Here is a 22,395-nt window from a genome sequence, read left to right as displayed (position 1 = left end):
CCGATGCTAGGCGATGGGTGTCCGCACCCGGAAGATCGTCGCGGCGACCAATGGATATTGACGCCGGCCGTACCGATGACCGAGTCTTACCGGTGCCCGATGTGGACCGCCGACCGACAGGTGGGTAGCTCGCCATGACCGTCGTCTCGGAGCTGCGGGACTACCCCTTCGCGCCGTTCACCGGCGACCTGCCCACCGAACTGCTGGACATGGTGGTGGCCGAGCCGGTCAGCCGGGTGCGGCTGCCCGACGGGCGGCCCGCCTGGCTGGTGCTCGGCTACCACGACTGCTGCACGGTACTGGCCGACCCCCGGTTCTCCCGGCTGCCGCTGGGCGCGACCGGGACCCCCGACGGCGGCGGACCCCGCGAGTTGAACATGGACGGTCCGGCGCACGCGGTCGTCCGCCGGGTGGCCAGCCGGGCCTTCACCGCCCGCCGCATCGACACCTTCCGCCCCCGGGTACGCCGGCTGGTCGACGCGTTGATCGACGACCTGCTGGCCGGTCCCCGCCCCGCCGACCTGGTCGCCGCGCTGGTGGCGCCGCTGCCGGTCCACGTGGTCTGCGACGTGCTGGGGGTGCCGGTGGCCGACCGGCCCCGGTTCTACGGCTGGATCGAGGGCCTGAACTCGGTCACCGCGTACGGGTCCGCCGACGCCGCCGCCGCGCAGGCGGAGCTGCGGGCGTACCTGGCCGGGCAGCTGGCGGGCAAGCGGGCGAACCCCGGCGACGACCTGCTCTCGGCCTGGGTGCTGGGCCGCGACGCGCACGAACTCGACGACGCGGAACTGGTGGAGCTGGCGATGGGGGTGCTGCTCGGCGGGCTGGAGATCAACTCCACGAGCGCCGGGCTGCGCGCGCTGTTCCAGCACCCCGAGCAGTTGGCGAAGCTGCGGGCCGACCCGGCCAAGCTCTCCTCGGCCACCGACGAGATCCTCCGGTACACGTCGGTGAGCAGCATGTTCCGGGTCCAGGTGGTCCGCGAGGACCTCACCCTGGGCGGGGTGGCGATGCGCGCCGGGGACTGCGTGATGGCGATCCCGTGGGCCGGCAACCGCGACCCGCGCGTCTTCCCCGACCCCAACGTGTTCGACATCGACCGGGTGCCGGCCGCACCGCACCTCACCTTCGGCTTCGGGCCGCACTTCTGCCTGGGCACCGCGCTCGGCCGGATGCAGGTGGAGCTGTCCATCGGCGAGCTGCTGCGGCGGCTGCCGGGACTGGCCCCCGCCGTGCCGCTCGACGGGATCCCCTGGCGGCACGACCGGATGAACGGCGGCATCGCGTCGTTCCCGGTCACCTGGTGAGGCCGCCCCGGTCACCGGCCGGCGCGGCCACCCCGCAGGCGCCGGCGGTCAGTAGCTCTCCACCGCGTTGACCCGGTCGGGCCAGTAGCGCTGGCCGGGCGCGGCGACGTAGTGCTCCCACCGGGGCGCGTCGCCGGTCGGGTGGTCGCCGAGCACGGTGATCCGCTGCCCGCGCCGCACGCCCGCGTAGTCGTTGATCGCGTAGTGCTGGGTGACCCGGTTGTCCCAGATCGCGACGTCACCCACCCGCCAGCGGTACCGGCAGGTGAACTGGGGGCCCTCGGAGAAGGCGAACAGGTACTCCAGCAGCGCGTCGCTCTCGTTGCGGCTCAACTGCGGGATGTGCGAGGTGAACAGCCGGTTGACGTACAGCGAGCGGCGGCCGGTCTCGGGGTGCACCCGGACCACCGGGTGTTCGGCCCGGCTGGTGAACTCGGTGCCGATCCGGATGACGTGGATGGCGGTCAACCCGTCGAGCAGGTCCCGCATCGGGGCGGAGAGCGCCTCGTACACCTTGCACTGGTTGGTCCACATGGTGTCGCCGCCGGTCTCGGGCAGCTGCACCAGGTGCAGGATCGAGGCGATCGGCGGGCTCTGGTGGAAGGTCATGTCGGTGTGCCAGACGTCCACCTTGCCGCCGTCCTCGGAGTCGATCAGGACGATCTCCGGGTGCCCCGCCAGCCGGGGCAGGTACGGGTGCAGCTCGACCTCGCCGAAACGCCGGCCGAAGGCGATGTGCGCCTGCGGCGTCAGCGCGGTCTGCCCGGCGACGAAGACCACCTGGTGCGCGAGCAGCAGCCGGTGCAGGTGGGCGAATCCCTCGTCGGTCAGGGTGTTCAGGTCGATGCCGTGGACCTCGGCGCCCAGGGCGCCCGCGACGAGCCGTACCTGCGGCACGAGGGACGTGGTCATCGGTGCTTCCTCCGGTCTGGGCACCCGGGCCCGTCGGCGCATTGTTCCACGCCGGTGAATGGGATCTCCACCGTTGATATTGACGCCGTCGCGCCGTCCCTGGGAGCATTCGGGCCGGCGGAGGCCACGGCCATCGTGGACGCGCGGCGCGACGGGGGGCTGTCCCGGTGACGATCGAGACCTCGACCGATGACGATCCGGCGGCCCGGCTCGGCCGGCTGACCGACCTGGCCACCCCGTTCGCCGTACGCACGGCGGTCACCCTGCGGGTGCCGGAGCGGATCGCGGCCGGCGTGACCGGTCTGGACAAGCTGGCCGCCGCCTGCGACGCCGACCCGGACGCGCTCGGCCGGCTGCTGCGCTACCTGGTCCACCGGGGTGTGTTCGTGGAGACCGCGCCCGACGTGTTCGCGCTGACCGACGTCGGCGAGCTGCTCTGTGAGCGCGACGGCGGCGGCCACGGCGGCTACCTCGACCTCGACGGTCTCGGGGCGCGGATGGACCTCGCCTACACGGGGCTGCCGCACGCGGTGCGCACCGGCGGACCGGGCTACCAGGCGGTGCACGGGCGGGACTTCTGGGCCGACCTCGACGCGCACCCGTCCTACCGGGCCTACTTCGACGCGCTGATGCTCAGCCAGCAGCGGTTCACCGCGCCGCAGGTGGCGGCGCTCTACCCGTGGCAGCGGGTGGGCCACGTGACCGACGTCGCCGGGGGTGCCGGCGGGCTGCTGCGGGAGCTGCTGACGACCCACCCGCACCTGCGGGGCACCCTGGTCGACCGCGACGAGCCGGTGGCGACGGCGACCGCGACGTTCGCCGCGCACGGGCTGACCGACCGGGTCGACGCCGTGGTCGGGGACTTCTTCGCCGAGCTGCCGGCCGGGGCCGACGTGTACGTGGTGTCCCGGGCGTTGACCGACTGGAGCGACAGGCACGCGACGGCGATCCTGCGCCGGTGCGCCGAGGCGGCCGGGCGCACCGGTCGGGTGCTGGTGGTGGAGGTGCTGCCGACCGACCCGTACGTGCCGCACCGCTCGCCGTACGACCTGCAGATGCTGGTGCTGGTGGGCGGCCGCGAGCGGGGGGTGGCCGAGCACGTGGCGCTCGCGGCGGCGGCGGGTCTGAAACCGGTCGGGACCTACCGCGGCACCGGGGGACTGACGCTGTTGGAGTTCGCTGTGGACGCCTGATCCGCCGACGGGTGATCCGACGTTCGTACCTGTTTTCGCGGTGCCGTGTGACGCACGGTAAGCAGTTCAGCGGATTTCTCTGGCATCGACCGATTTGCCGGTGAATAGGTTCGTGACATTCGTGTTTCTCCATAGCGAGCGCAGTTTTCCGAAGGTTGTTCATGGACGGACCGGCAGGTAACGTCTCGCGTGCCGGCTGGGCCGAGCCTTTGCGAAAGGGTCGACACGCTATGACGGTTACTGGTTTCACGCGATATCCGCCCTTCATCGACGACCTTGCCCGCAGCGAATCGGGGCGGCTGCTGCACGCGGAACTCGGACGCCGGTGGCCGGAGTCGACCGACCCGTTGGTCGGCATCGCCCGCTACGCCCTTCTGCCGGCGGGCAAACTGCTCCGTCCGATGATGACGCTGCACGCGGCGGAGGCGGTGGGCGGTTCGCCGGCCGACGTCCTGCCGGCCGCGCTGGGGATGGAGTACCTGCACGTCGCGACGCTCGTGCACGACGACATCATCGACGCCGACACGCTGCGTCGGGGTCGCCCGGCGGTGCCTGTCGCCTTCGGTATCCCCAACGCCATCGTGGTGGGCGACCACCTCATCTTCACGGCCTTCCAGTCCATTGTGGAGTCCGGGGCCGCCGTGCCGGCCGGGCACGTCGCCGCCGCCGTCGCGGCCCTGGCCGAGGCCGGCCGGGACCTGTGCCGGGGGCAGATGCTCGAGACGCAGCTCGTCGGCGACCTCGACGAGGGCGCCCGCAGCTACGCCGAGATGATCCGGCTCAAGACCGGCGCGCTGTTCCGCGCCGTGTGCCACGTCGGCGCGCTGCTCGGCGGGGCCGAACCGCAGGTCGCCGCCGCACTGGCCCGCTACGGCGAGCACCTCGGCGTCGCCTTCCAGATCCGCGACGACCTGCTGTCCTACGTGGCCACCCCGGAACAGACCGGCAAGCCGGCCACCAGCGACCTCAACAACGGCCGGCCCACCCTGCCGCTGCTGCTCGCCTACGACGCCGCCACCGACGCCGGCCGGGTGGAACTGATGGCGGTGCTGCACCGGCGCGGGGCCGGCCCCGGGGACGTCGAGTGGGTCGCCGGCCTGCTCGCCGAGGTCGACGCGGTACGCAACGCCCGCCGGCAGATGGTGGAGCACGCCGAGCGGGCACTGGCCGAGCTGGCCGGGCTCGCCCCGTCCCCCAGCGCCACCGTGCTCGCCGGCATCGCGCACTGGATGACGAGCGAGACGGCGTGAGCGCCGCCGGCGCGGTACGGGCGCTGCGGGCCCACGTCGAGACCTGGCGGCCCTACACCCTGTGGTACGTCGGGCTGGTCGGCCTCGCCGGTGCGGCCCTGGCCGACGGGCCGCACCACCCGTGGCTGCTGCTGTCGGCCTGGGCCGCCCCGACCGCCGGCTGGCTCGGCGGCCACTACCTCGGCGACTACTTCGACCGGGACCTCGACGCCGGCAGCAAACCGCACCGCCCGATCCCGTCCGGCCGGCTGGCCGCCCGTACGGCGCTGTGGTGCGGCTGCGCCTGCTTCGCCGTCCTCGCGTTGCTGGCGGTGCTCGGGGGCTGGGGCACCACCTCGGCGGCCGTGCTCGCCGCGTTCGGCATCGTCGCCTACAGCCGCTGGTGCAAGGCGCGCGGCATCGCCGGCAACCTGGTCCGGGGCGCGCTGGGCGCGATCGCGCTGCTCTACGGCACGCTGACCGTCGGGCTGTCCCCGCAACGGCCGTCGGCGGTGCCGGTGCTGCTCGCCTCGATGCTCGCGTTCTGGGCCCACGACACCATGTCCAACCTGGTCGGTGCGCTGCGCGACATGGACGGTGACCGGGCCGGCGGCTACCGCACCCTGCCGGTCCGCCGGGGCGCCCCGTTCGCGGTGCGTACGGTGCTGGCCCTCTACGCCGGCACCGTCACCGCCGCGCTGGTCGCCGGGCTGCTGGCCGACCCGGCCCGGCGGGCCGGCTACCTGGCGACGCTTGCCGTCGTGGTGGCACTGGGGGGCGTCGCCCTGGCCCCGCTCGTCGCGCACCGCGCCGACATGCCCGTGCTGGTGGCGTTGCGGGCGCACGCCGTCCTGGTGGTCGAGCGGGTGGTGCTGGCCTCGGCCCTGGTCGGGCTGGGGCTCGGGATCGGCCCGCAACTGCTGCTGGCGGTGCCGATGGTCGCCCTGACCTGGTGGGCGCAGCGGATGATGCGCGCCGGGCACGAACTCGGCACCGGACGACCCGAGCTGGCGCTGGCCACCCCCCGTCGAGCCGCCATGGAGGACGTGTCATGACCGCTGTGCCCACCGAGGCCCTCGACCGGGCCATCACCCGCGGCGCGGAGGCGCTGCTGCGCCGGCAGCGTCCCGACGGGGTCTTCGGCGACGACCCGCCGGCCTCGGTGCTCGGCACCGCCGGTACGGTGGCCGCCCTGCACGCCGCCGACCCGGTGGGCAGCGCCGACCTGGTCGACGCCGGCACCTCGTGGCTGCGCCGGCAGCAGCACGACGACGGCGGCTGGGGCGGCGTGGTGGGGGCCGACAGCGAGGTCGTCGCCACCGCCGTCGCGGTCGCCGCCCTGGCCCTGACCGCACCCGGGGCCAGCGCCGAGGCGATCACGGCCGGCCGCGCCCGGCTGGCCGCGATGGGGGGTGTCGACACGGTCACCGACCCGGCCATCTCACTGCTCTGCCGGCAACTGCTCACCATGGCCGGGCTGACCGCCGAGGCGGGCCCGCTGCGCCGGCTGCCGCTGGAGATCGTCCTGTTCGACCGGGTCCGCCGCCAGCGCCTGTCGTTCCGTACCGCGCCGTTCATCGGGTTGGCCCTGATGCAGGCCGACCTGCTGCCCACCGGCCGGTTGCGCCGGGCCACCCTGCGGCGGGCCCGTCCGGCGGCGCTGCGGCTGCTGCGCGCGATCTACGACCACGAGGGCCGCACCGGCGCGTTGAGCGAGGACCCGTGGCCCGCCGCCCTGGTCCTGCTCGGCCTGGCCCGCGCAGGCGAGGCCCCCGACATCGCCACCGCCGTGGTGGGCTGGCTGCGCCGCGCGGTGCGTCCCGACGGCGCCTGGGACGCGGTGGCCAACCTCGACCTGACCCGCTCCGGGTACGCGGTGACCGGGCTGATCGCCGCCGGGTACGCCGCCGACCCCCGGCTACGCCCCACCCGCGAGTTCTTCCACGCCACCCAGAAGCCGACCGCGTTCACGGTGCTGGACGTGCCACCGGGCGGGTGGAGCTACTCCAACGTGGGCGGCTGGCCGGTGACGCTGGAGTCCGCCGAGATCCTGTCGGCGCTCGCCGGCTATCCCGACGCCGACACCGACCCGGTGCTGCGCGGCGGCGTGGACTGGCTCGTCGGCCGGCAGGACAGCCGGGGCTCGTGGAGCCTGTGGGTGCGCGACACCAAGCTCGCCAACGACGGCCCCTGCCCCGCCATCACCAGCCAGGCGGTGCTCGCCCTGCACGACGCGGGGCACCCCGACGACCACCCGGCGGTCGCCGCCGGGGCGGCCTGGCTGCTGACCGCCGCGCGCCCCGACGGCAGCTACGAGAACCTCTGGTACCGCGACCACACCTCCGGCACGGCGGTGGTGGTGGCGGCGCTGTCCCGGGTCGGCCACGCCCGGCACGACGTGGTCCGGCGGGCGGTGCGCTGGCTGCGCGACACCCAACTGCCCGACGGGTCGTGGGGGCCGGGCGACGGCACCGCCGGGTCGGTCGAGGAGACCGGCTGGGCCGTGCAGGGGCTGCTGGCAAGCGGTGACCCGGAGGCCGCCGACGCGGTCGACCGGGGGGTCTCCTGGCTGCTCGCCGCCGCCGGGCCCGACGGTGGCTGGCCGGCCACCCGGGTCTGCAACTACATCCGCCACCACCTGCGCTACCCCAACGCGGTGATCACCCAGGCGGTGGCGCTGCGGGCGCTCGGTGAGTACCGGCGTACCGTCGCCGGCCGGGCGGGCGTCACACCCGGTGCGGTCGCCCGATGAGCGCCGACGTCGTCGTGGTCGGTGCCGGGGCCGGCGGTCTCGCCGCCGCCCGCGCGCTCGGCGCGCGGGGGCTGCGGGTGCTGGTGCTCGACCGGCAACGCACCCCCGCGTCGATCGCCAAGGGCGAGATCCTGCAACCCGAGACGGTACGCATCCTGGACGGCTGGGGCGTGCTCGACGCCCTGCGGGCCACCGGCGCGTGCCCGGTCGACCGGCTGGCCATCCGTGACCCGCAGGGCCGTCCGCTGCTCGCCCTCGACTACGGCACCCTGCCCGGCGGATACCGGCAGATCCTCTGCGCCGACTACGGCGATCTGCGTGCCGTGCTCGCCGACGGGCTGCCCGCCGGCGTCGAGATCCGGTGGGGGCAGCGGGTCACCGGCCCGCTGCGCGCCGCCGACGGCCGGGTAACCGGGGTCCGGGTCACCGGCGACGACGGCGAGCAGGAGATCCGGGCGGCGCTGGTGGTCGCCGCCGACGGGATGTCCTCGCCGCTGCGCAAGGCCGTCGGCATCGACGTCGAGCGGCGGGAGTACCCGCACGGCCTGGTCGCCTTCGACGTGCCCGGGGTCCAGGTGGCCGACGAGGTGTCGGCCTACCGCACCGAGCGGGGCCTGTGCCTGGTCTACCCGCTGCCCGGCGGGCGGTGCCGGGTCTACGTCCAGGTGACCCCGGACGAGTTCCGGGGCCGCAGCGCCGCCGACCTGGCCGACTGGTGCGACCGGCTGCTCGCCGGGGTGCCGGCCATCCGGCCGCTGGGTGCGGCCCTGCGGGCGAACCTGCACCGGCGGCAGCTCCTCGCCGTCTACCGGCTGCGGGCGGCACGGTTGACCGTGCCCGGGCTGGCCCTGCTCGGGGAGGCCGCCCACGCGGTGCACCCGATGGCGGCGCAGGGCGTGAACAGCTCCCTCGCCGACGCCGAGACCCTCGCGTCCGGCCTCGCCGCCGGTGGGGGCCTGGACGATGCGGCCGTGGACCGGGCGCTGCGGGACTTCGACGCCGCCCGCCGGCCCCAGCTCGACCACGTCGCCACGGTCAGCCACAACGCCGCCCGCATGATCACCAGCGTGTCGGGGCTGCCCCGGCTGCTCGGGGCGCGGATGATGCGGCGCACCGCGGCCAACCCCCGGCTGCTCGGGCTCACCGCCGGCAACCTGTCCGGCACGAACGTCCGACCGCTGTCCCTGGTCGACCGGATGTACCAGCTCGGGCTGCTCACCGACCGGCACGCCCAGCCACCTGTTTCCGCCGGCCCCGCGACGAAGTGAGCGACGATGACCACTGCCACCCCCGTCGGCACCCAGCCGCCGGCCGACCTGTCGATGAACGAGACGCCGTACCCGCCGCTGCCGAGCATCAGGCGGATCGTCGAGGACGGGGCCGCCGCCCTCCAGCGGTACCCGGACCGGACCGCCGCCGCGTTGCGGGGCGCGCTGTCCGCGCGGCTGGGCGTGGGACCGGAGTCGATCCTCGTCGGGCCCGGTTCGGCCGGGCTGTGCCAGCACCTCGTCCAGGCGCTCGGGCCGCGCCCGGAGGTGGTGCACCCGGCGCTGTCCTTCGAGGGCTACCCGCTGATCATCCGCAACGTCGGGGCCCGGGGTGTACCGGTGCCGATGGACGGTTACCGCCACGACCTGCCGGCGATGGCCGCCGCCGTGACCGACCAGACGCGGTGCGTGCTGCTGTGCAACCCGAACAACCCGACCGGGGCGGTGCTGCACCGCGACGAGATCGAGGCGTTCCTGGCCCGGATCCCGGCCGACGTACCGGTGATCATCGACGAGGCGTACCGGGAGTTCGTCACCGACCCGCAGGTGCCCGACGGGATGGACCTGTTCCGCGCCCACGACAACGTCTGCGTCCTGCGCACCTTCTCCAAGGCGTACGGGCTGGCCGCGCTGCGCGTCGGCTACGCGGTGGTGCCACCCCGGGTGACGCCGCTGGCCGGCATGGTGGGCGCGGTGTTCTTCCCGAACACCCTGGCCCAGGCGGCGGCGGTGGCGAGCCTCGACGAGGCGGTCACCCCCGAGCTGACCCGGCGCTGCGCCGACCTGGCGTCCGCACGGGTCCGGCTGATCGACGGGCTGCGCGGGATCGGCCTCACCGTGGCCCCCAGCGAGGCGAACTTCGTCTGGCTGCCGCTGGGGGAGCGGGCGGTGCCGTTCGCCGAGCGGGCCCGCGACGCCGGCATCCTGGTGATGGCGCTGCCCGGCGCGGGGGTCCGGATCACCGTCGGCACCGACGAGGCGAACGAGCGGCTGTGCGCCGTCGCCCGGACCATCCTGGCCGCCGGCGACTGACGGGCCGCCGGTGATCGACGGCCCGGTGATCGCAGGGGCCGGTGATCGACGGGCCGCCGGCGACTGACGGGCGGCGGGGTCCGGTCAGCGGGGCCGGGTGTCGGCCGGCGTGGTCTCCCAGCCGGTCAGGCAGAGGTAGCGCAGGTCGGGGTCGTAGTCGGCGGTCAGCACCGGCCGGGACCGGTCCGGGTCGGCGGCGAGGACGTCGAGCAGGGTCCACCACGGTCCGGTGACCGGTTGGCCCGGCGGGGCGACGGTCACCCCGTCGGTCGGGTGCGCCGGCCAGGCCGCCGCGAGGTCGACGCCGAGCACCATCCGGGCGTCGGGCCGGCCCGCCGACAGCGCGGCCAGTTCGGACCCGGCCAGCGCCGCGACGTCGCCGGCCGCCACGTCCGGATGCTGGCGGAGCACCGTCATCCGGGCCGGGGCGTGCACCACGTCGCCGGTGTGCTCCGGCACCGACCCGGCCACCGGGGCGGTGCGGTAGAGCATGGCGACGGCCTGCTGCCGGGCCGGGGCGGGCGTCGGCGTGCGGTAGGGAAGCACGGCCTGGTCGACGGCGATCAGCAGGGCCGTCGTGCGGTCGCCCGGGGACGCGTACGCGTGGGCGAGCCGGAGACCGCTGACGACCGCCGCCGGGCCCTGGTCGCAGACGGCGAAGGAGAGCGGCGTCCCCGGGCAGAGGTGGCTCAGGTAGGTGGCGGTGGCCCGGCCGGGCAGCACGTCGTGCCGGGCGAACGCCAGCACGAGCAGGTCGACCGGTTCCTCCGGCGGCACGAGCGCCCCGATCAGCGCCTCGGCCATCTCCGCGTGGGACCGGCCCAGCGCCTCCTGCCCCGGGCCGTCCGGCAGTTCCAGCCCGTACGGGTGGGTCAGGTCGGCCAGGTAGCGGGCGGACCGGGCCCGCTGGTCCGGATCGTCCAGCAGCGTGGCCGGCCCGGTGAAGACCCGCCGGGCGGCCCGGATCAGGTGCAGGTCGGTCGACGGGACCGCCATCGCGGTGCTCCTTCCTCGGTGTCCGGCCGGCCCGCGGTCCCGGTGGGCGGAGACCGTCGCGGCGTCAGTGGGCGACGACACCATCGCGGTCTCGGCGGGCGAAGACCGTCGCGGTCTCAATGGGCGAAGACCATCGCGGCGAAGGTCGCGCCCTCGCCGGCCCCGACCGCCGCGACCAGGTAACGGTCACCCGGGTTCAGCAGGCCGCGGTCGCGGGCGGTCAGGTAGTTGGTGAACGCGTCGGCGCAGAACACGTGGCCGGTCTCCCGGACGTTGTCCAGCAGCACCCGGTCGCGGGGGAACCCGATCAGCCGGCTCAACCGTTGCCAGGTAACCACGTTGACGTTGTGCGGCAGGATCAGCCGGATGTCGTCGAGGTCCACCCCCGCCACGGCGAGGGCCCGGCCGATGACGTCCGCCAGCGCCGGCCGGTACTCGCGCTGGAACTGCGCGCCGGACGCGCCACCGGCGACGTCGAACTCGCCCCGCTGCCGGCACGCGTAGCCGAGCAGCCGGTCGCGGGGGCCGTCGAGGCTGACCAGGCACGCCGACGCCCCCTCGCTGAACACGGAGGTCTCCGGGATGAACTGGGCGTCGCGGGTGAACGCCTTCTCGGCGGTGAGCACCAGCGCCAACGGTCCCCCGCCCGGCGGGTGCGGCCCCGGCTCGGCGGCCAGCAGCCGACCGGCCATCTCGATGGCGAGCAGCGCGCTGGCACAGGACTGCTGGGTCAGGGTGAAGGCGACCGCGTGGCCGAGCCCCAGCGCGCGGCAGACGTCGTGCAACGGGTTGACCGGGTACGGGACGACGACGGGGAACGCCCGCCCGTACAGCACGAACCGGACCCGGTGTTCCTGCCCGCGCAGGGCGGTGAGCCCGGTGGCGGCGTGCCGGAGCAGGTCGGCCAGGGACCGGTCGGGATCGCGGCGTACCTGGTCGAGACCGTGGAACCGGCGGAACAGCCGGACCTGCATCTCGGTCAGCTCCAGCGGGCCGGCCAGGCTCTCGATCGGGACGCGGTGCGGCGGCAGGTGGACCGCGACCGCGTCGAGCGCCGTCATGCCGCCGGCACCGGAGTCGACCGGAGGTGGCCGGCGACCGGGCCGGAACCCCTCCTGCCGTCGGATGGCACAGTGGACGGTCGTACCCGGGAGCGTTGCTCGTCGACCGCCACGGCAGGAATCCCATCAGCGGCGTCCGTCGCTGTCAACGCGTGCCAGAATATCGACGTGGCCCGCTTCCTGTTCGTCGTCCTGCCGGTGGCGTCGCACCTCAACGCCCCGCTCGCCATCGGCCAGGCGCTCCAGGCCGCCGGGCACGAGGTGGCGTGGTGCGGCCCCCGCACCGACCTGCGCCCGCTGATCGGCCCCGACGCGACGCTCTACCCGACCGGTAAGCGGTACTTCCGCCTCGACGGCGAGACCGGCATGGCGTCGGTGCGCAGCCTCTGGGAGGGGCACGTGCTGCCGGTCAACCGGTTCATCCGGGACGCCGTGGACCGGGCGGTCGCCGACCACCGGCCGGACGTCGTCGTCGTCGACCAGTACGCGCTGGCCGGCGCGCTGGCCGCGCACCGGCACGGGGTGCCGTGGGCGACCTTCTGCGTGGGCGCGCTGGAACTCACCCCGCCGGACCTGCCCGGGTTCACCGACTACGTGCGCGCGCAGCTGGCCCGGGTCTGGGCGATGACCGACGTGCCCGTCGACGACGCGATCGACCTGCGGTTCTCGCCGTACCTGGTGCTCGGGCTGACCGGCACGGCGCTGACCGGTGCGACGCCGCTGCCGGCCCGGTGCGTGCTGACCGGCCCGGCCCTGGGTCACCGCCCCGACGCGCCGGCCTTCGACTGGGCCGCCTGGGACCCGACCCGCCGGCACCTGCTGGTCACCGTCGGGACGATGGCCGAGCACCTGGCCCGGGACTTCTACCGGCGGATGATGGCGGCGACGGCGGCCCTGGCCGACCGGGTGCAGGTGGTGGTCACCGCCTCGCCCGACGTGCTGCCCGATCCGCCCGCGCACGTGCTGGCCGCTCCCCGGGTGCCGGTGCTGGAGTTGATGCCCCGGCTGGACGCGGTGGTGTCGCACGGCGGGCTGGGCACCGTCACCGAGGCGTTGGCGCACGGCGTGCCGGTGGTCGTCGCGCCGATCCGGCACGACCACCCGACGGTGGCCCGCCAGGTGACCGATGCGGGCGCCGGAATCGAGGTCGCGTTCGCCTCGGCGACCCCGGCGGACCTCACCGCCGCGCTCACCGCCGTACTCGACGATCCGGGCTACCGGGCGGGGGCCCGCCGGGTGGGCGAGTCGTTCGCCGCCGCCGGTGGCGCGGCCGCCGCCGCCCGGCACCTCGCCGCCCTGGCCGCCCGGCCCATCGACCATTGTCCTTCGGGTACGGCCACACTAGCCTGACCTGACGCACCCGCAGGGGTGTCGCCGTCCACCGTCGACACCCCGTGGGTCGACACCCCGTGGCCCGGCGTCGTCCCCGTCCGAGGAGGCTCGATGATCGAGGCCACCGGCCTGCGCAAGTCCTACCGGGTCGGCCGTGGCCGCAACGCCGGCACCGTCGAGGCGGTGCGGGGGGTGGACTTCGCCGTCGAGCGGGGCGAGATCGTCGGGTTCCTCGGCCCCAACGGCGCGGGCAAGTCCACCACCATGCGGATGCTGGCCACGCTGATCCGCCCCGACGGGGGCCGGGCGTCGATCGCGGGCGTCGACCTGCTGCGGGCTCCGGCCCAGGTGCGCCGGCAGATCGGTTTCGTGGCCCAGGCCAGCGGCACCTACGACGACTCGACCGCCCGCCGGGACCTGGTGCTCCAGGCCCGGCTGTACGGCCTCGGCAAGGCCGAGGCGCAGCGCCGGGCCGAGGCGGCGATCGGTGCGTTCCAGCTCGACGACTTCGCCGACCGGCGGATCAGGACGTACTCCGGGGGGCAGCGTCGGCGGCTCGACGTGGCGCTCGGGGTGATCCACTCTCCGCAGGTCATCTTCCTCGACGAACCGACCGCCGGGCTGGACCCGCCCAGCCGGGTACGGATGTGGCAGGAGGTCCGGCGGCTGCGCGCGGAGGGCATGACGGTCTTCCTCACCACCCACTACCTCGACGAGGCCGACACCCTGTGCGACCGGCTGTCCATCATCGACGGCGGTCGGATCGTCGCCGAGGGCACCCCGTCGGATCTCAAGCGGGAGATCTCCGGCGACGTGGTCGCGATCGACCTGACCCGCGCCGACGTGACCGACGGCCCGGCCGACGCCGACCTGCCGATCGCCACGAAGCTGCTGGCCGAGCAGCCGTACGTGCACTCGTCGGAGGCGGTCGACGGCACCCTGCGGCTCTATGTGGACAGTGCCGCGACGGCGATCCCGCAGATCATGCGCACCCTGTTGACGCGGGGGATCGAGCCCGGGGCGATCGAGGCCCGCCGGCCGAGCCTCGACGACGTCTTCCTGGCCAAGACCGGCCGCTCTCTGGAGGAGTGAACCGGCCGGCACGAGAGGAGCCGCAGTGAAACTGGTCCGCGACACCTGGCTGATCTTCCAACAGGAGGTCGGCCTGATGGTGCGCAACCCGGTGATGGTGGCGTTCAGCCTGGCCCAGCCGGTCACCTACCTCATCCTGTTCGCCCCGTTCCTCAAGGTGGTGATGGTCGACCGGGGTGCCTCCTCGTACGCCGACGCCTACCGCATCTACGTGCCCGGCCTGTTCGTGGCGATGGGCCTGTTCGGTGGCCTGTTCGCCGGGTACGGGCTGCTCAGCGCCCTGCGCGCCGGCATCATCGACAGGTGCCGGGTGACCCCGGTGAGCCGGACCGGTCTGCTGCTGGGCCGGGCCCTGATGCACGTCTGCCTGAACGTGGTGCAGGCGGTGATCATCACGATCGTGGCGTTGCCGTTCGGGTTGCGGGTGCACCTGGGCAACCTGCTCATCTCGTACGCGCTGCTGTCGGTGATGGTGCTGCTGAGCACCTCGATCTCGTACGACATCGCGCTGCTGGTGCGCAACGAGAACAGCCTCGGCGTGCTGGTCAACACCGTCGGCCAGCCGATCTCGCTGCTCGCCGGGGTGCTCATCCCCCTGGTGCTGGCACCACTGTGGATCCAACAGGTCGCGTTCTGGAACCCGTTCTCGTGGGCGACCAACGGCATGCGGGCGTTGTTCAACGGGCAGATCACCGAGCCCGTGGTCTGGCAGGGCGCCCTCATCATGATCGTGCTGGCCGCGATCAGCCTGGTCTGGTCGTCGCACCTGTTCAACCGCGAGGTCTCCTGAGCCGGAGCGCCGTCGGCCGGACCGGTGTGACCAGGATTGATGTTGGCCATTGTCTGCAGGTGATCGGCGCTCTAGCCTGAGCGTGTCCCAGATCGGCTGCTGCGCCGGGGTGCGGTGACCGTGAGCGTGCCAGGTGAGGAGACAACTCGTTGGGTGCCGACAACTTCCGGGCGACGCTCGCGGCCGACATGGAGCTGGGGGCCGGCAACGTGCTGCTCCGGCTCGCCGAACACGGCGCCGACCCGGACCTGCCCCGGGTGACCTTCGACGTCGACGTGGACGGCATCCCCGCCTGGACGCCGCTGTCGCTGGCCACCCTCACCGAGCGGGTCGCCGCCCGCGCCGACTGGTTCCGGCAGCGGGGCGTCGGCTGGCGTGACCCGGTCGCGATCTACGTGACGTCCGCGCCCGACGTGTTCCTCAACTTCTTCGCCCTCAACCGGCTCGGCGCGATCCCGGCCCTGATGAACGGCAACATGCCGATCGAGTTGGCGGCCGAGTTCATCAGGCGGCTGCGCGGCGTCGGGGTCGTCGTCGACGCCGACCACGCCGCGCTGCGCGGGCACGACCTCGGGGTGCCGATCCTCGGTGACGCCGCCGAGACCGGCACCGGCGACCCCGACCAGGCTCCACCGCACTACCGCCACCACCCCGAGGACCCGGTCGCCATCACCCACTCGTCGGGCACCACCCGGGTACCGGCCGCGATCGCCCACTCGCACCACGGCCTGTTCGCCGCCATCCGGGCCGTCCGGCTCACCGAGTCCCGCCCGTACGGCGAGGTGCGTGAGCTGTCCGTGCTGCCGGCCGCGCACGCCGCCGGCATCATCACGGTCAACCAGGCGCTGTGCAACAGTTACCAGTTGCTCTACCTGTCGGCGCAGGGTGGCCCGTTCGCCAGCAGCGCCGAGACGATCCTCGACGCCATCGAACGCTGGCGGCCGACGGGTGTCTTCGGTTTCGCGGTGACCTGGTCCGAGCTGGCCCGCCACGACCTGACCACCCGCGACCTGAGCTCCGTGCGCAACTGGTTCAACACCGGGGACTGCGCCCACGAGTCGCACGTGCGGCGGTTGGTCGCCGTGGGCAGCCACCCCGCGTACACCCGGCAGGGCATGGTGGACGTGCCCGGGTCCAAGTTCGTCGACATGCTCGGCTCCACCGAGATGGGCCACGGCGCGTTCCGGATCAGCCACCGCCTCGGCAGCGACCACTACGACCGATGCGTCGGCAAGCCGTACCCGTTCGCGCAGATCGCCCTGCTCGACGTCACCACCGGCGAGGAGGTTCCCGAGGGGCAGGTGGGGCACGTCGGGCTCAAGTCGCCGACCCTGGCGCTCGGGTACTGGAACGACTCGGTCAACACGTTCCGCACCCGGCTGGGCGGCTACTACCTCACCGGTGACCTGATGTACCGCGACCCGGACGGCAACTACCACCACGTCGACCGGGCCAGCGACGCGGTCGACCTGGGCGACGGCAACTGGCTCTACACGGCGCTGTCCGAGGAACGCATCCTCAAGCACTGCCCCGACGTCCGCGACTGCACGGTCATCGCGGCCCGGGAGGCCGACGACCGGACCGTCACCGAGGTGCTGCTCGTGCTCGCCGAGGACGCCGACCCGGAACTCGACCGCTCCGACCAGGTCCGCGCCGCGCTCGGCCCGGTGGTCGCCGCGACGCTGCGGCGGGTGGTCACGGTGCCCGCCGACGGTGTGGTGATGGGGCCGACGGGCAAGGTCCGCAAGTTCCTGATGCGCCAGCGGCTGCTGGCCGACGCCGGGGCGGCCAGCACCGGCTGACCCGTCGCCCGCTGCGCCCGCCGTGGCCGGGCCGGGCACACGTCCGAACGGCCTTGTGCCCCACCGGCATGTTCATGCGGGTGGGGCACAAGGCCGTTCACGACGACACTCCCCGGGCGGGTAGCCGGGGCCGGCGGGTTCCGCCGGCCCCACCCCGGCGTCAGCCCAGTCGGGACTCGATCGCCTCGATGACGCGGGGACGCAGCTCGGCGGCCCGGATCACCGCGTCGACCGAGCCGACCTCCACCGCCCGCCCGATGTTGTGCACCCGGTCGAACTCCGCCGCGACCTCGCCGAGCTTTTCCGCCCGGACCGCCGCGCGGGTCTCGTCGAGTTCGGCGGTGAGCGCGGCACGCTCGGTGCCGGTGGCCGCCGCGACCCGCGCCTCCAGGTCGCGTACCCGCAGGTCGGCCGCCGTACGGGCGTTGACGTCGCCGGAGAACACCACCGCCGCGGCCGGGGCGCCGCCGAGCACCGAAGCGAACGAGCCCTCCAGCGCCAGCACCGTCATGTTCGGGTTCAGCGCCTTGGAGAAGACCACGAACGCCCCACCGTGGTACCGGGAGATCACGCAGAACACGATCGGCCCGCGGAAGTTGACGATCGCCCGGCCGATCTCGGCCCCGTACTCCAGTTGCAGCTTGCGCATCGACTCGGGTGAGCCGTCGAAGCCCGACAGGTTGGCCAGCACCACCAGCGGCCGGTTGCCGCTGGCCGCGTTGATCGCCCGCGCGGCCTTCTTGGACGAGCGGGGGAACAGGGTGCCCGCAGTGTAGGTGTCCGGGCCGTCGGTGGGCGGGAAGCCCCGCCGGGGCACCGACCGCGACTCGATGCCGAGCAGGCAGACCGGGATGCCACCGAGGTGGACGTCCTGCACCACGGCGGTCTCCGCGTCGGCCATGCCCGCCCACCGCTCCAGCACCGGGTGGTCCTGGTCGGACAGCGCCCGCATCACCGTACGGATGTCGAACGGCTTCTTGCGGTCCGGGTTGGCGGTGGCGGAGAAGATCTCGCCGACGGTGGTGAAGTCGCTGCCCGCCACGGTGTGCGGGAAGGCGGAGATGTCCCGGTCCACCGGGTCGACGGTGGTCGCCCGGCGCGGCTCGCTCTCCCCGGGCGCGACGTACGTGTGGTCGTAGTACGCCATCAGCACGTCCCGGGCCGCCGTCAGGTTCGGCGCCCAGTACTGCGCCTGCCCGTTGGGGCCCATCACCCGGTCGTAGCCGCCGATGCCGAAGTTGTCCTCGGCGGACACCCCGCCGGAGAAGTCCAGCGACTGCTTGCCGGTGAGCACCATCGCGGCCTCCGGCGTCATCACCAGGATGCCCCGGGTGTGCATGAGCATCGTCGCCTCGGCGTTCCAGTACGGCTGGGCGCCCACGTTGATCCCCGCGACCACGATGTTGATCTCGCCGCCGTCCTGGGTGAACTCGACGATCCGCTTGAGCGCCGCCGCCACCCAGTCCATGTTCTCGGTGCCCGACGTCATCGAGATCCGCGCGCCGGCCGACAGGGCGTACCACTCCAGCGGCACCTGCAACCGCTCGGCGAGGTCCAGGGCGGCGATCACCCGACGGCACTCGGCCTCGGAGAGCGCGCCGAGCGACTTGGTCGGGTCGCCCAGCAGCACCACCCGGGTGACGCCCTGCGGGTGCCTCGGGGTCGGCGTGGTGACCACGCCCGCGACGATCGCCGCCGTGTTGCGCCCCCGGGGCCGGTCCACCGGCACCAGCGCGTGGTCGTCGTCGAGGTCGTGCTCGACGAACTGGCCGAGCAGCCCGGTCAGCTCGTACGGGTAGACCGTGTTGCGGCTGCTGGCCCGCAGCACCTTCAGCCGGTAGTCGTCGAGCGGCTCGACCGGGTCGACCGGCGGCTCACCCATCGTCAGCTCGGCCCCGCCGGTGGCGTCGAACGCGATCCGTACCGCGATCTTGTTCAGCTCGCCGGTCCGGCGGTCGCGCTGCCGGGCGATGAACAGGATCTCCTCCAGCCCCGCGCCGACGGTCGTCGGGCGGACCCGCCCGGCGATCATCTCCATCTCCTCGCGGGTCAGGTCGCTCGGCGGCCAGACGTAGATGACGATCCGGTTGGTGTTGAAGCGGGTCTTGGACGGGCGGCGGGTCTGCGCCCGGCGGATCGAGTCCAGGCAGGTGGCGACGATGTCCTCGGCCGTGGGCAGGGCGACCAGCCGACCGTCGTGCTCCCGCAGCGCGGTCAGGTCACGCACCTGGGCGAACGCGACGAGCCGCTCGTCGGACGGGTTCTCCCGCGCGACGGCCTGGAAGAGGTAGACCTCCTCGTCCGACGACGGCAGCCGGGTCAGGTCGAACTTGCGCAGCCGCTCCAACTGCATCCGCTGCGCGATGTACGGGTGCAGGCCCCGGATCAGCCGCTCCTCGCTCATCCCCGTGCTCGACGGGCGGAACGTGAAGTGGTGGTGCATCACCGCGCCGCCGCGCCCCGCGACGGTGGTGGTGAGCCGGCGGACCTGGGCCGGCAGCGGGTGCGCGTTGACGACCTCCAGCAGCGCGGCGGCCATCGCGTCGAAGTCCTCCGGCTGGTTCTCCCAGCCGAGGTAGATGTCGGCGTCGACGGCGGAGCCGTCCCCGGCCAGCTCGGCGAGCCCACGTAGCGCGTCGCCCAGCGCGTCGAACCGGACGGCGGCGGACAGCAGGCTGGAGTCGGCCCGCTCGGCGACCACGAACGTGCAGTCCGCCACCCGCCGGGTCCGCACGTCGGCCAGGCCCTTGTTGCCGTAGTACCGCCGGGTCAGCACCTCCAGCATCACCGCGTTGTCGAGGTGGTCCCGCACGAGCCGCTGGCCGAGCACCCGCACCAGGGGTTCGGTGCTGCGGACCATCTCCGCGACCCGCTCGGCGCGGTCCGCCGCGTCCGGGTTCGCGTCCAGGTGACGCAGGTGCCGGCGGACCGAGGCGTACAACCGGGCGCGGTTGCGCAGCAGCAGCGGCTGGGCGAACCAGGCGAACACCACCCCCCGGGCCAGGTCGGCGACGACCGGGAAACGCACCTGCGTCGCCGCCACCAGCCGCTCCAACGCGAGGCCGGCGGGCTCGCGCAGCACCGCGTCCGGCGGCGGCTCACGCAGCCAGGCGCGCAGCAACGTCGCGATGACCGTGGCGTCGGTGGCCGCCCGCTGCTGGGCCAGGAAGATCCGGAACACGGCGGCCTCGAGGGCGGGGGAGCGGTCCAGCTCGGTGACGCCGTAGTGGCCGAGCGCCTTGGCCAGCTTGGCCTGGAAGTGCGCCGGCAGACCGGCCCGCTCGACGTCGAGGCTCTGCAGGTAGGTGTGGAAGTGCTCGCGGGCGCTGGGGACGTGGTTGTCGCCGCTGCCGTCCTCCCCGGTCAGCCTGTTGCGGCTGAGTTCGGCGAGGTCGGCGAAGACGTCGACGAGGTCGATCTCCTCGGCCAGCGGGCGGTGGCCGTCCTCGATGGCGGCCCGCCGCGCCGCGAGGTACTCGTCGAGCACCCGGCCGTCGTCGTGCGGATCCACGTCGAAGCCCAGCAGCAGCCCACGGAGGTCCTCCTGGCCGCGTCGGGACCGTTCGACCGCCGGGGCCTGGTCGGGCGCGGCGGGCAGGTCCAGGGCGACCGGCGCGGCGGCCTCGGCGACCGGGGCGTCGTCGGTGTCGTCGGCGAGCGGCTCCAGCCGCAGCAGCGCCGCGCCGGCCTCCACCTGGCTGCCGACGGAGACGCCGCACTCCCTGAGCCGGGCCCGGAACGGTGCCCGCAGCACCGTCTCCATCTTCATCGCCTCCAGCACCAGCACCGGTGCGCCCGCCTCGACCTCGGCGCCCACCTCCACCGGGGTGGCGACGACCAGCGCCGGCATGGGCGAGCGGACCACGCCGCCCTCGTCGCGGCCGACCCGGTGGGTCACGCCGTCCACCTCGACCAGGTGGATCGCGCCGTGGGTGCCGGTGAGCAGCCGGTACCGGGCGCCGTTGACGGCGATCTGCCCGGTGTGCCTGTCGAACCGGTCCAGCTCGACGTCGGCGGTGTGCACGTCGCCACCGGCCTCGATGCCGACCCGGAACCGGTGCGCGCCGACCCGGGCCACCCGCATCCGGTAGCCGACGCCGCGCAGCTTGAGGTCCAACGGCCGGCCGCTGGCGTGCTGCACCTGGGGCCGCCCGCCGAACGCCGTCGACAGCAGCCGCTGCTGCTCGGCCTGCTCCTGCTCCTCGTACGCCTCGATCGCGGCGGCGGCGAGCGCGACGGCGGAGTGCCGGTGCGACACGAGCCGGCCCTCGGCGCGTACCCGGTCGATCCAGCCGGTGTCGGCGCTGGCGTCGATCACCTCGGGCTGGTCGAGCAGGTCGAGCACGAAGCTCTTGTTCGTCGCGCCACCCTCGATGATCACCGTGGTCTCGGCCATCGCCCGGCGCAGCCGGCCGAGCGCCTCGTCCCGGTCCCGCCCGTACGCGATGATCTTCGCGATCATCGAGTCGAAGTCGGCCGGGATGGTGTCGCCCTCGCTGACCCCGGTGTCGACCCGGATGCCGGGGCCGGCGGGCAGGTCCAGCCGGGCGATCCGGCCCGGGGCGGGGGCGAAGTCGCGGTCCGGGTCCTCGGCGTTGAGCCGGGCCTCGATGGCGTGCCCGCGCTCCACCGGCGGCACCCCGTCGAGCCGGCCGCCCGCCGCGACGTGCAACTGCGCCTTGACCAGGTCGAACCCGGTGGTCAGCTCGGTGATCGGGTGCTCCACCTGGAGGCGGGTGTTGACCTCCAGGAAGGCGAACAGCCGGTCACCCGGGTGGTAGAGGAACTCGACGGTCGCGGCACCCCGGTAGCCGACCGCGACGGCCAGCCGCTCGGCCGAGGACTTGAGTTCGGCCGTCTGCTCCGGGCCGAGGACCGGCGAGGCCGACTCCTCGATGACCTTCTGGTTGCGCCGCTGCACCGAGCAGTCCCGTACGCCGAGCGCCCAGGCGGTGCCCTGACCGTCCGCGATCACCTGCACCTCGACGTGCCGGGCGCCGGTGACCAGGCGCTCCAGGAACACGATCCCGCTGCCGAAGGCGCGGGCCGCCTCCTGGCTGGTGCGCTGGTAGGCGTCGGCCAGCTCGGCGTCGCTGGTGACCACGCGGATGCCCCGCCCGCCACCACCGGCGGTCGCCTTGAGCATCAGCGGGTAGCCGATCTCGGCGGCGGCGGCGATCGCGGCCTCCAGGGTCTCCACCGCGCCCCGGCTCCACGGCGCGACCGGCACGCCGACCTCCTCGGCGATCAGCTTCGCGCCGATCTTGTCACCGAGCTTGCGCATCGCGTCCGGGCTCGGCCCGACGAAGGTGATGCCGATCTTCTCGCACAGCTCCGCGAAGGCCGGGTCCTCGGCGACGAAACCCCACCCGACCCACACCGCGTCGGCCCCGGTCTCGACCAGGGCCTGTTCGAGCTTCTTCAGGTCGAGGTACGGCCGGGCGGACGCCGGCCCCAGGTCGTAGGCGATGTCGGCCTCGCGGACGAAGGTCGCGGTGCGGTCGACATCGGTATAGAGGGCCACCGTCTCGATGGGAGTGTCGGTCTGCGCGGCCAGCTCTCGGACCGCGTGAATGAGGCGCATCGCGGCCTCACCCCGGTTGACGATGGCGACACGGCTGAACACCCG

The 22,395-nt window shown here is 73.9% G+C and carries 15 protein-coding genes; 11 read left to right on the top strand and 4 right to left on the bottom strand.

The annotated features are described in order from the left end of the window. The first annotated feature begins 134 nt into the window (after window positions 1-134). Window positions 135-1,307 carry a cytochrome P450 gene (locus ACN265_RS22000; protein ID WP_421409231.1) on the top strand — a complete coding sequence of 391 codons (1,173 nt, stop codon included), beginning with the start codon at window positions 135-137 and terminating at the stop codon, window positions 1,305-1,307. A gap of 48 nt (window positions 1,308-1,355) precedes the next feature. Here ACN265_RS22000 and ACN265_RS21995 read toward each other — a convergent pair whose 3' ends face one another. Beyond that, complete coding sequence (locus ACN265_RS21995) at window positions 1,356-2,219, bottom strand: TauD/TfdA dioxygenase family protein (RefSeq protein ID WP_204928189.1); 864 nt, start codon at window positions 2,217-2,219, stop codon at window positions 1,356-1,358. Between the two features lie 167 nt (window positions 2,220-2,386). On the opposite strand from ACN265_RS21995, the gene ACN265_RS21990 reads away from it, so the two are divergent. The 6 genes from ACN265_RS21990 to ACN265_RS21965 all read left to right on the top strand — a co-directional run bounded on the left by ACN265_RS21990 (window position 2,387) and on the right by ACN265_RS21965 (window position 9,693). After that, complete coding sequence (locus ACN265_RS21990; protein WP_204928188.1) at window positions 2,387-3,412, top strand: methyltransferase; 1,026 nt, start codon at window positions 2,387-2,389, stop codon at window positions 3,410-3,412. A gap of 230 nt (window positions 3,413-3,642) precedes the next feature. Then, complete coding sequence (locus ACN265_RS21985; protein ID WP_420119793.1) at window positions 3,643-4,662, top strand: polyprenyl synthetase family protein; 1,020 nt, start codon at window positions 3,643-3,645, stop codon at window positions 4,660-4,662. Beyond that, complete coding sequence (locus tag ACN265_RS21980; protein ID WP_420119792.1) at window positions 4,659-5,696, top strand: UbiA family prenyltransferase; 1,038 nt, start codon at window positions 4,659-4,661, stop codon at window positions 5,694-5,696. The genes ACN265_RS21985 and ACN265_RS21980 overlap by 4 nt, the downstream gene beginning before the upstream one ends. After that, a complete protein-coding gene (locus tag ACN265_RS21975; protein ID WP_421409227.1) occupies window positions 5,693-7,393 on the top strand; it encodes a prenyltransferase/squalene oxidase repeat-containing protein in 1,701 nt (566 codons plus the stop codon). Before ACN265_RS21980 ends, ACN265_RS21975 begins: the two co-directional genes overlap by 4 nt. Then, window positions 7,390-8,661: an FAD-dependent oxidoreductase gene (locus tag ACN265_RS21970; protein ID WP_421409225.1), complete on the top strand. Its 1,272-nt coding sequence runs from the start codon at window positions 7,390-7,392 to the stop codon at window positions 8,659-8,661. Before ACN265_RS21975 ends, ACN265_RS21970 begins: the two co-directional genes overlap by 4 nt. Before the next feature lie 6 nt (window positions 8,662-8,667). Beyond that, window positions 8,668-9,693: an aminotransferase class I/II-fold pyridoxal phosphate-dependent enzyme gene (locus ACN265_RS21965; RefSeq protein ID WP_421409224.1), complete on the top strand. Its 1,026-nt coding sequence runs from the start codon at window positions 8,668-8,670 to the stop codon at window positions 9,691-9,693. Window positions 9,694-9,777: 84 nt separating this feature from the next. Here ACN265_RS21965 and ACN265_RS21960 read toward each other — a convergent pair whose 3' ends face one another. Then, window positions 9,778-10,689 (bottom strand): 2-hydroxy-acid oxidase, encoded by a 912-nt coding sequence (locus ACN265_RS21960; protein ID WP_421409222.1) that lies wholly within the window; start codon window positions 10,687-10,689, stop codon window positions 9,778-9,780. A 116-nt stretch (window positions 10,690-10,805) separates the two neighbouring features. After that, window positions 10,806-11,750, bottom strand: coding sequence for a 3-oxoacyl-[acyl-carrier-protein] synthase III C-terminal domain-containing protein (locus ACN265_RS21955; protein WP_421409220.1), 945 nt, complete (start codon window positions 11,748-11,750; stop codon window positions 10,806-10,808). A gap of 168 nt (window positions 11,751-11,918) precedes the next feature. Here ACN265_RS21955 and ACN265_RS21950 point away from each other — a divergent pair, with 168 nt between their 5' ends. From ACN265_RS21950 to ACN265_RS21935, 4 genes are all read left to right on the top strand, one after another. Beyond that, on the top strand, window positions 11,919-13,100 hold the full coding sequence (locus ACN265_RS21950) for a glycosyltransferase (protein WP_421409218.1): 1,182 nt from the start codon (window positions 11,919-11,921) through the stop codon (window positions 13,098-13,100). Between the two features lie 93 nt (window positions 13,101-13,193). After that, window positions 13,194-14,174 carry an ATP-binding cassette domain-containing protein gene (locus ACN265_RS21945; protein WP_421409216.1) on the top strand — a complete coding sequence of 327 codons (981 nt, stop codon included), beginning with the start codon at window positions 13,194-13,196 and terminating at the stop codon, window positions 14,172-14,174. Window positions 14,175-14,199: 25 nt separating this feature from the next. Next, window positions 14,200-14,964 (top strand): ABC transporter permease, encoded by a 765-nt coding sequence (locus ACN265_RS21940; RefSeq protein WP_204928179.1) that lies wholly within the window; start codon window positions 14,200-14,202, stop codon window positions 14,962-14,964. A 149-nt stretch (window positions 14,965-15,113) separates the two neighbouring features. Next, window positions 15,114-16,766, top strand: coding sequence for a class I adenylate-forming enzyme family protein (locus ACN265_RS21935; protein WP_421409214.1), 1,653 nt, complete (start codon window positions 15,114-15,116; stop codon window positions 16,764-16,766). A gap of 160 nt (window positions 16,767-16,926) precedes the next feature. Here ACN265_RS21935 and ACN265_RS21930 read toward each other — a convergent pair whose 3' ends face one another. After that, window positions 16,927-22,392, bottom strand: coding sequence for a carboxyl transferase domain-containing protein (locus ACN265_RS21930; RefSeq protein WP_421409212.1), 5,466 nt, complete (start codon window positions 22,390-22,392; stop codon window positions 16,927-16,929). Between the last annotated feature and the right edge of the window lie 3 nt (window positions 22,393-22,395).

Source organism: Micromonospora sp. WMMD730, from assembly GCF_049178955.1.
In the GTDB taxonomy this organism is placed as follows: domain Bacteria; phylum Actinomycetota; class Actinomycetes; order Mycobacteriales; family Micromonosporaceae; genus Micromonospora; species Micromonospora wenchangensis.
Note: the sequence above shows the minus strand (reverse complement) of the source record. Positions and strands in the feature narration are given on the sequence as shown.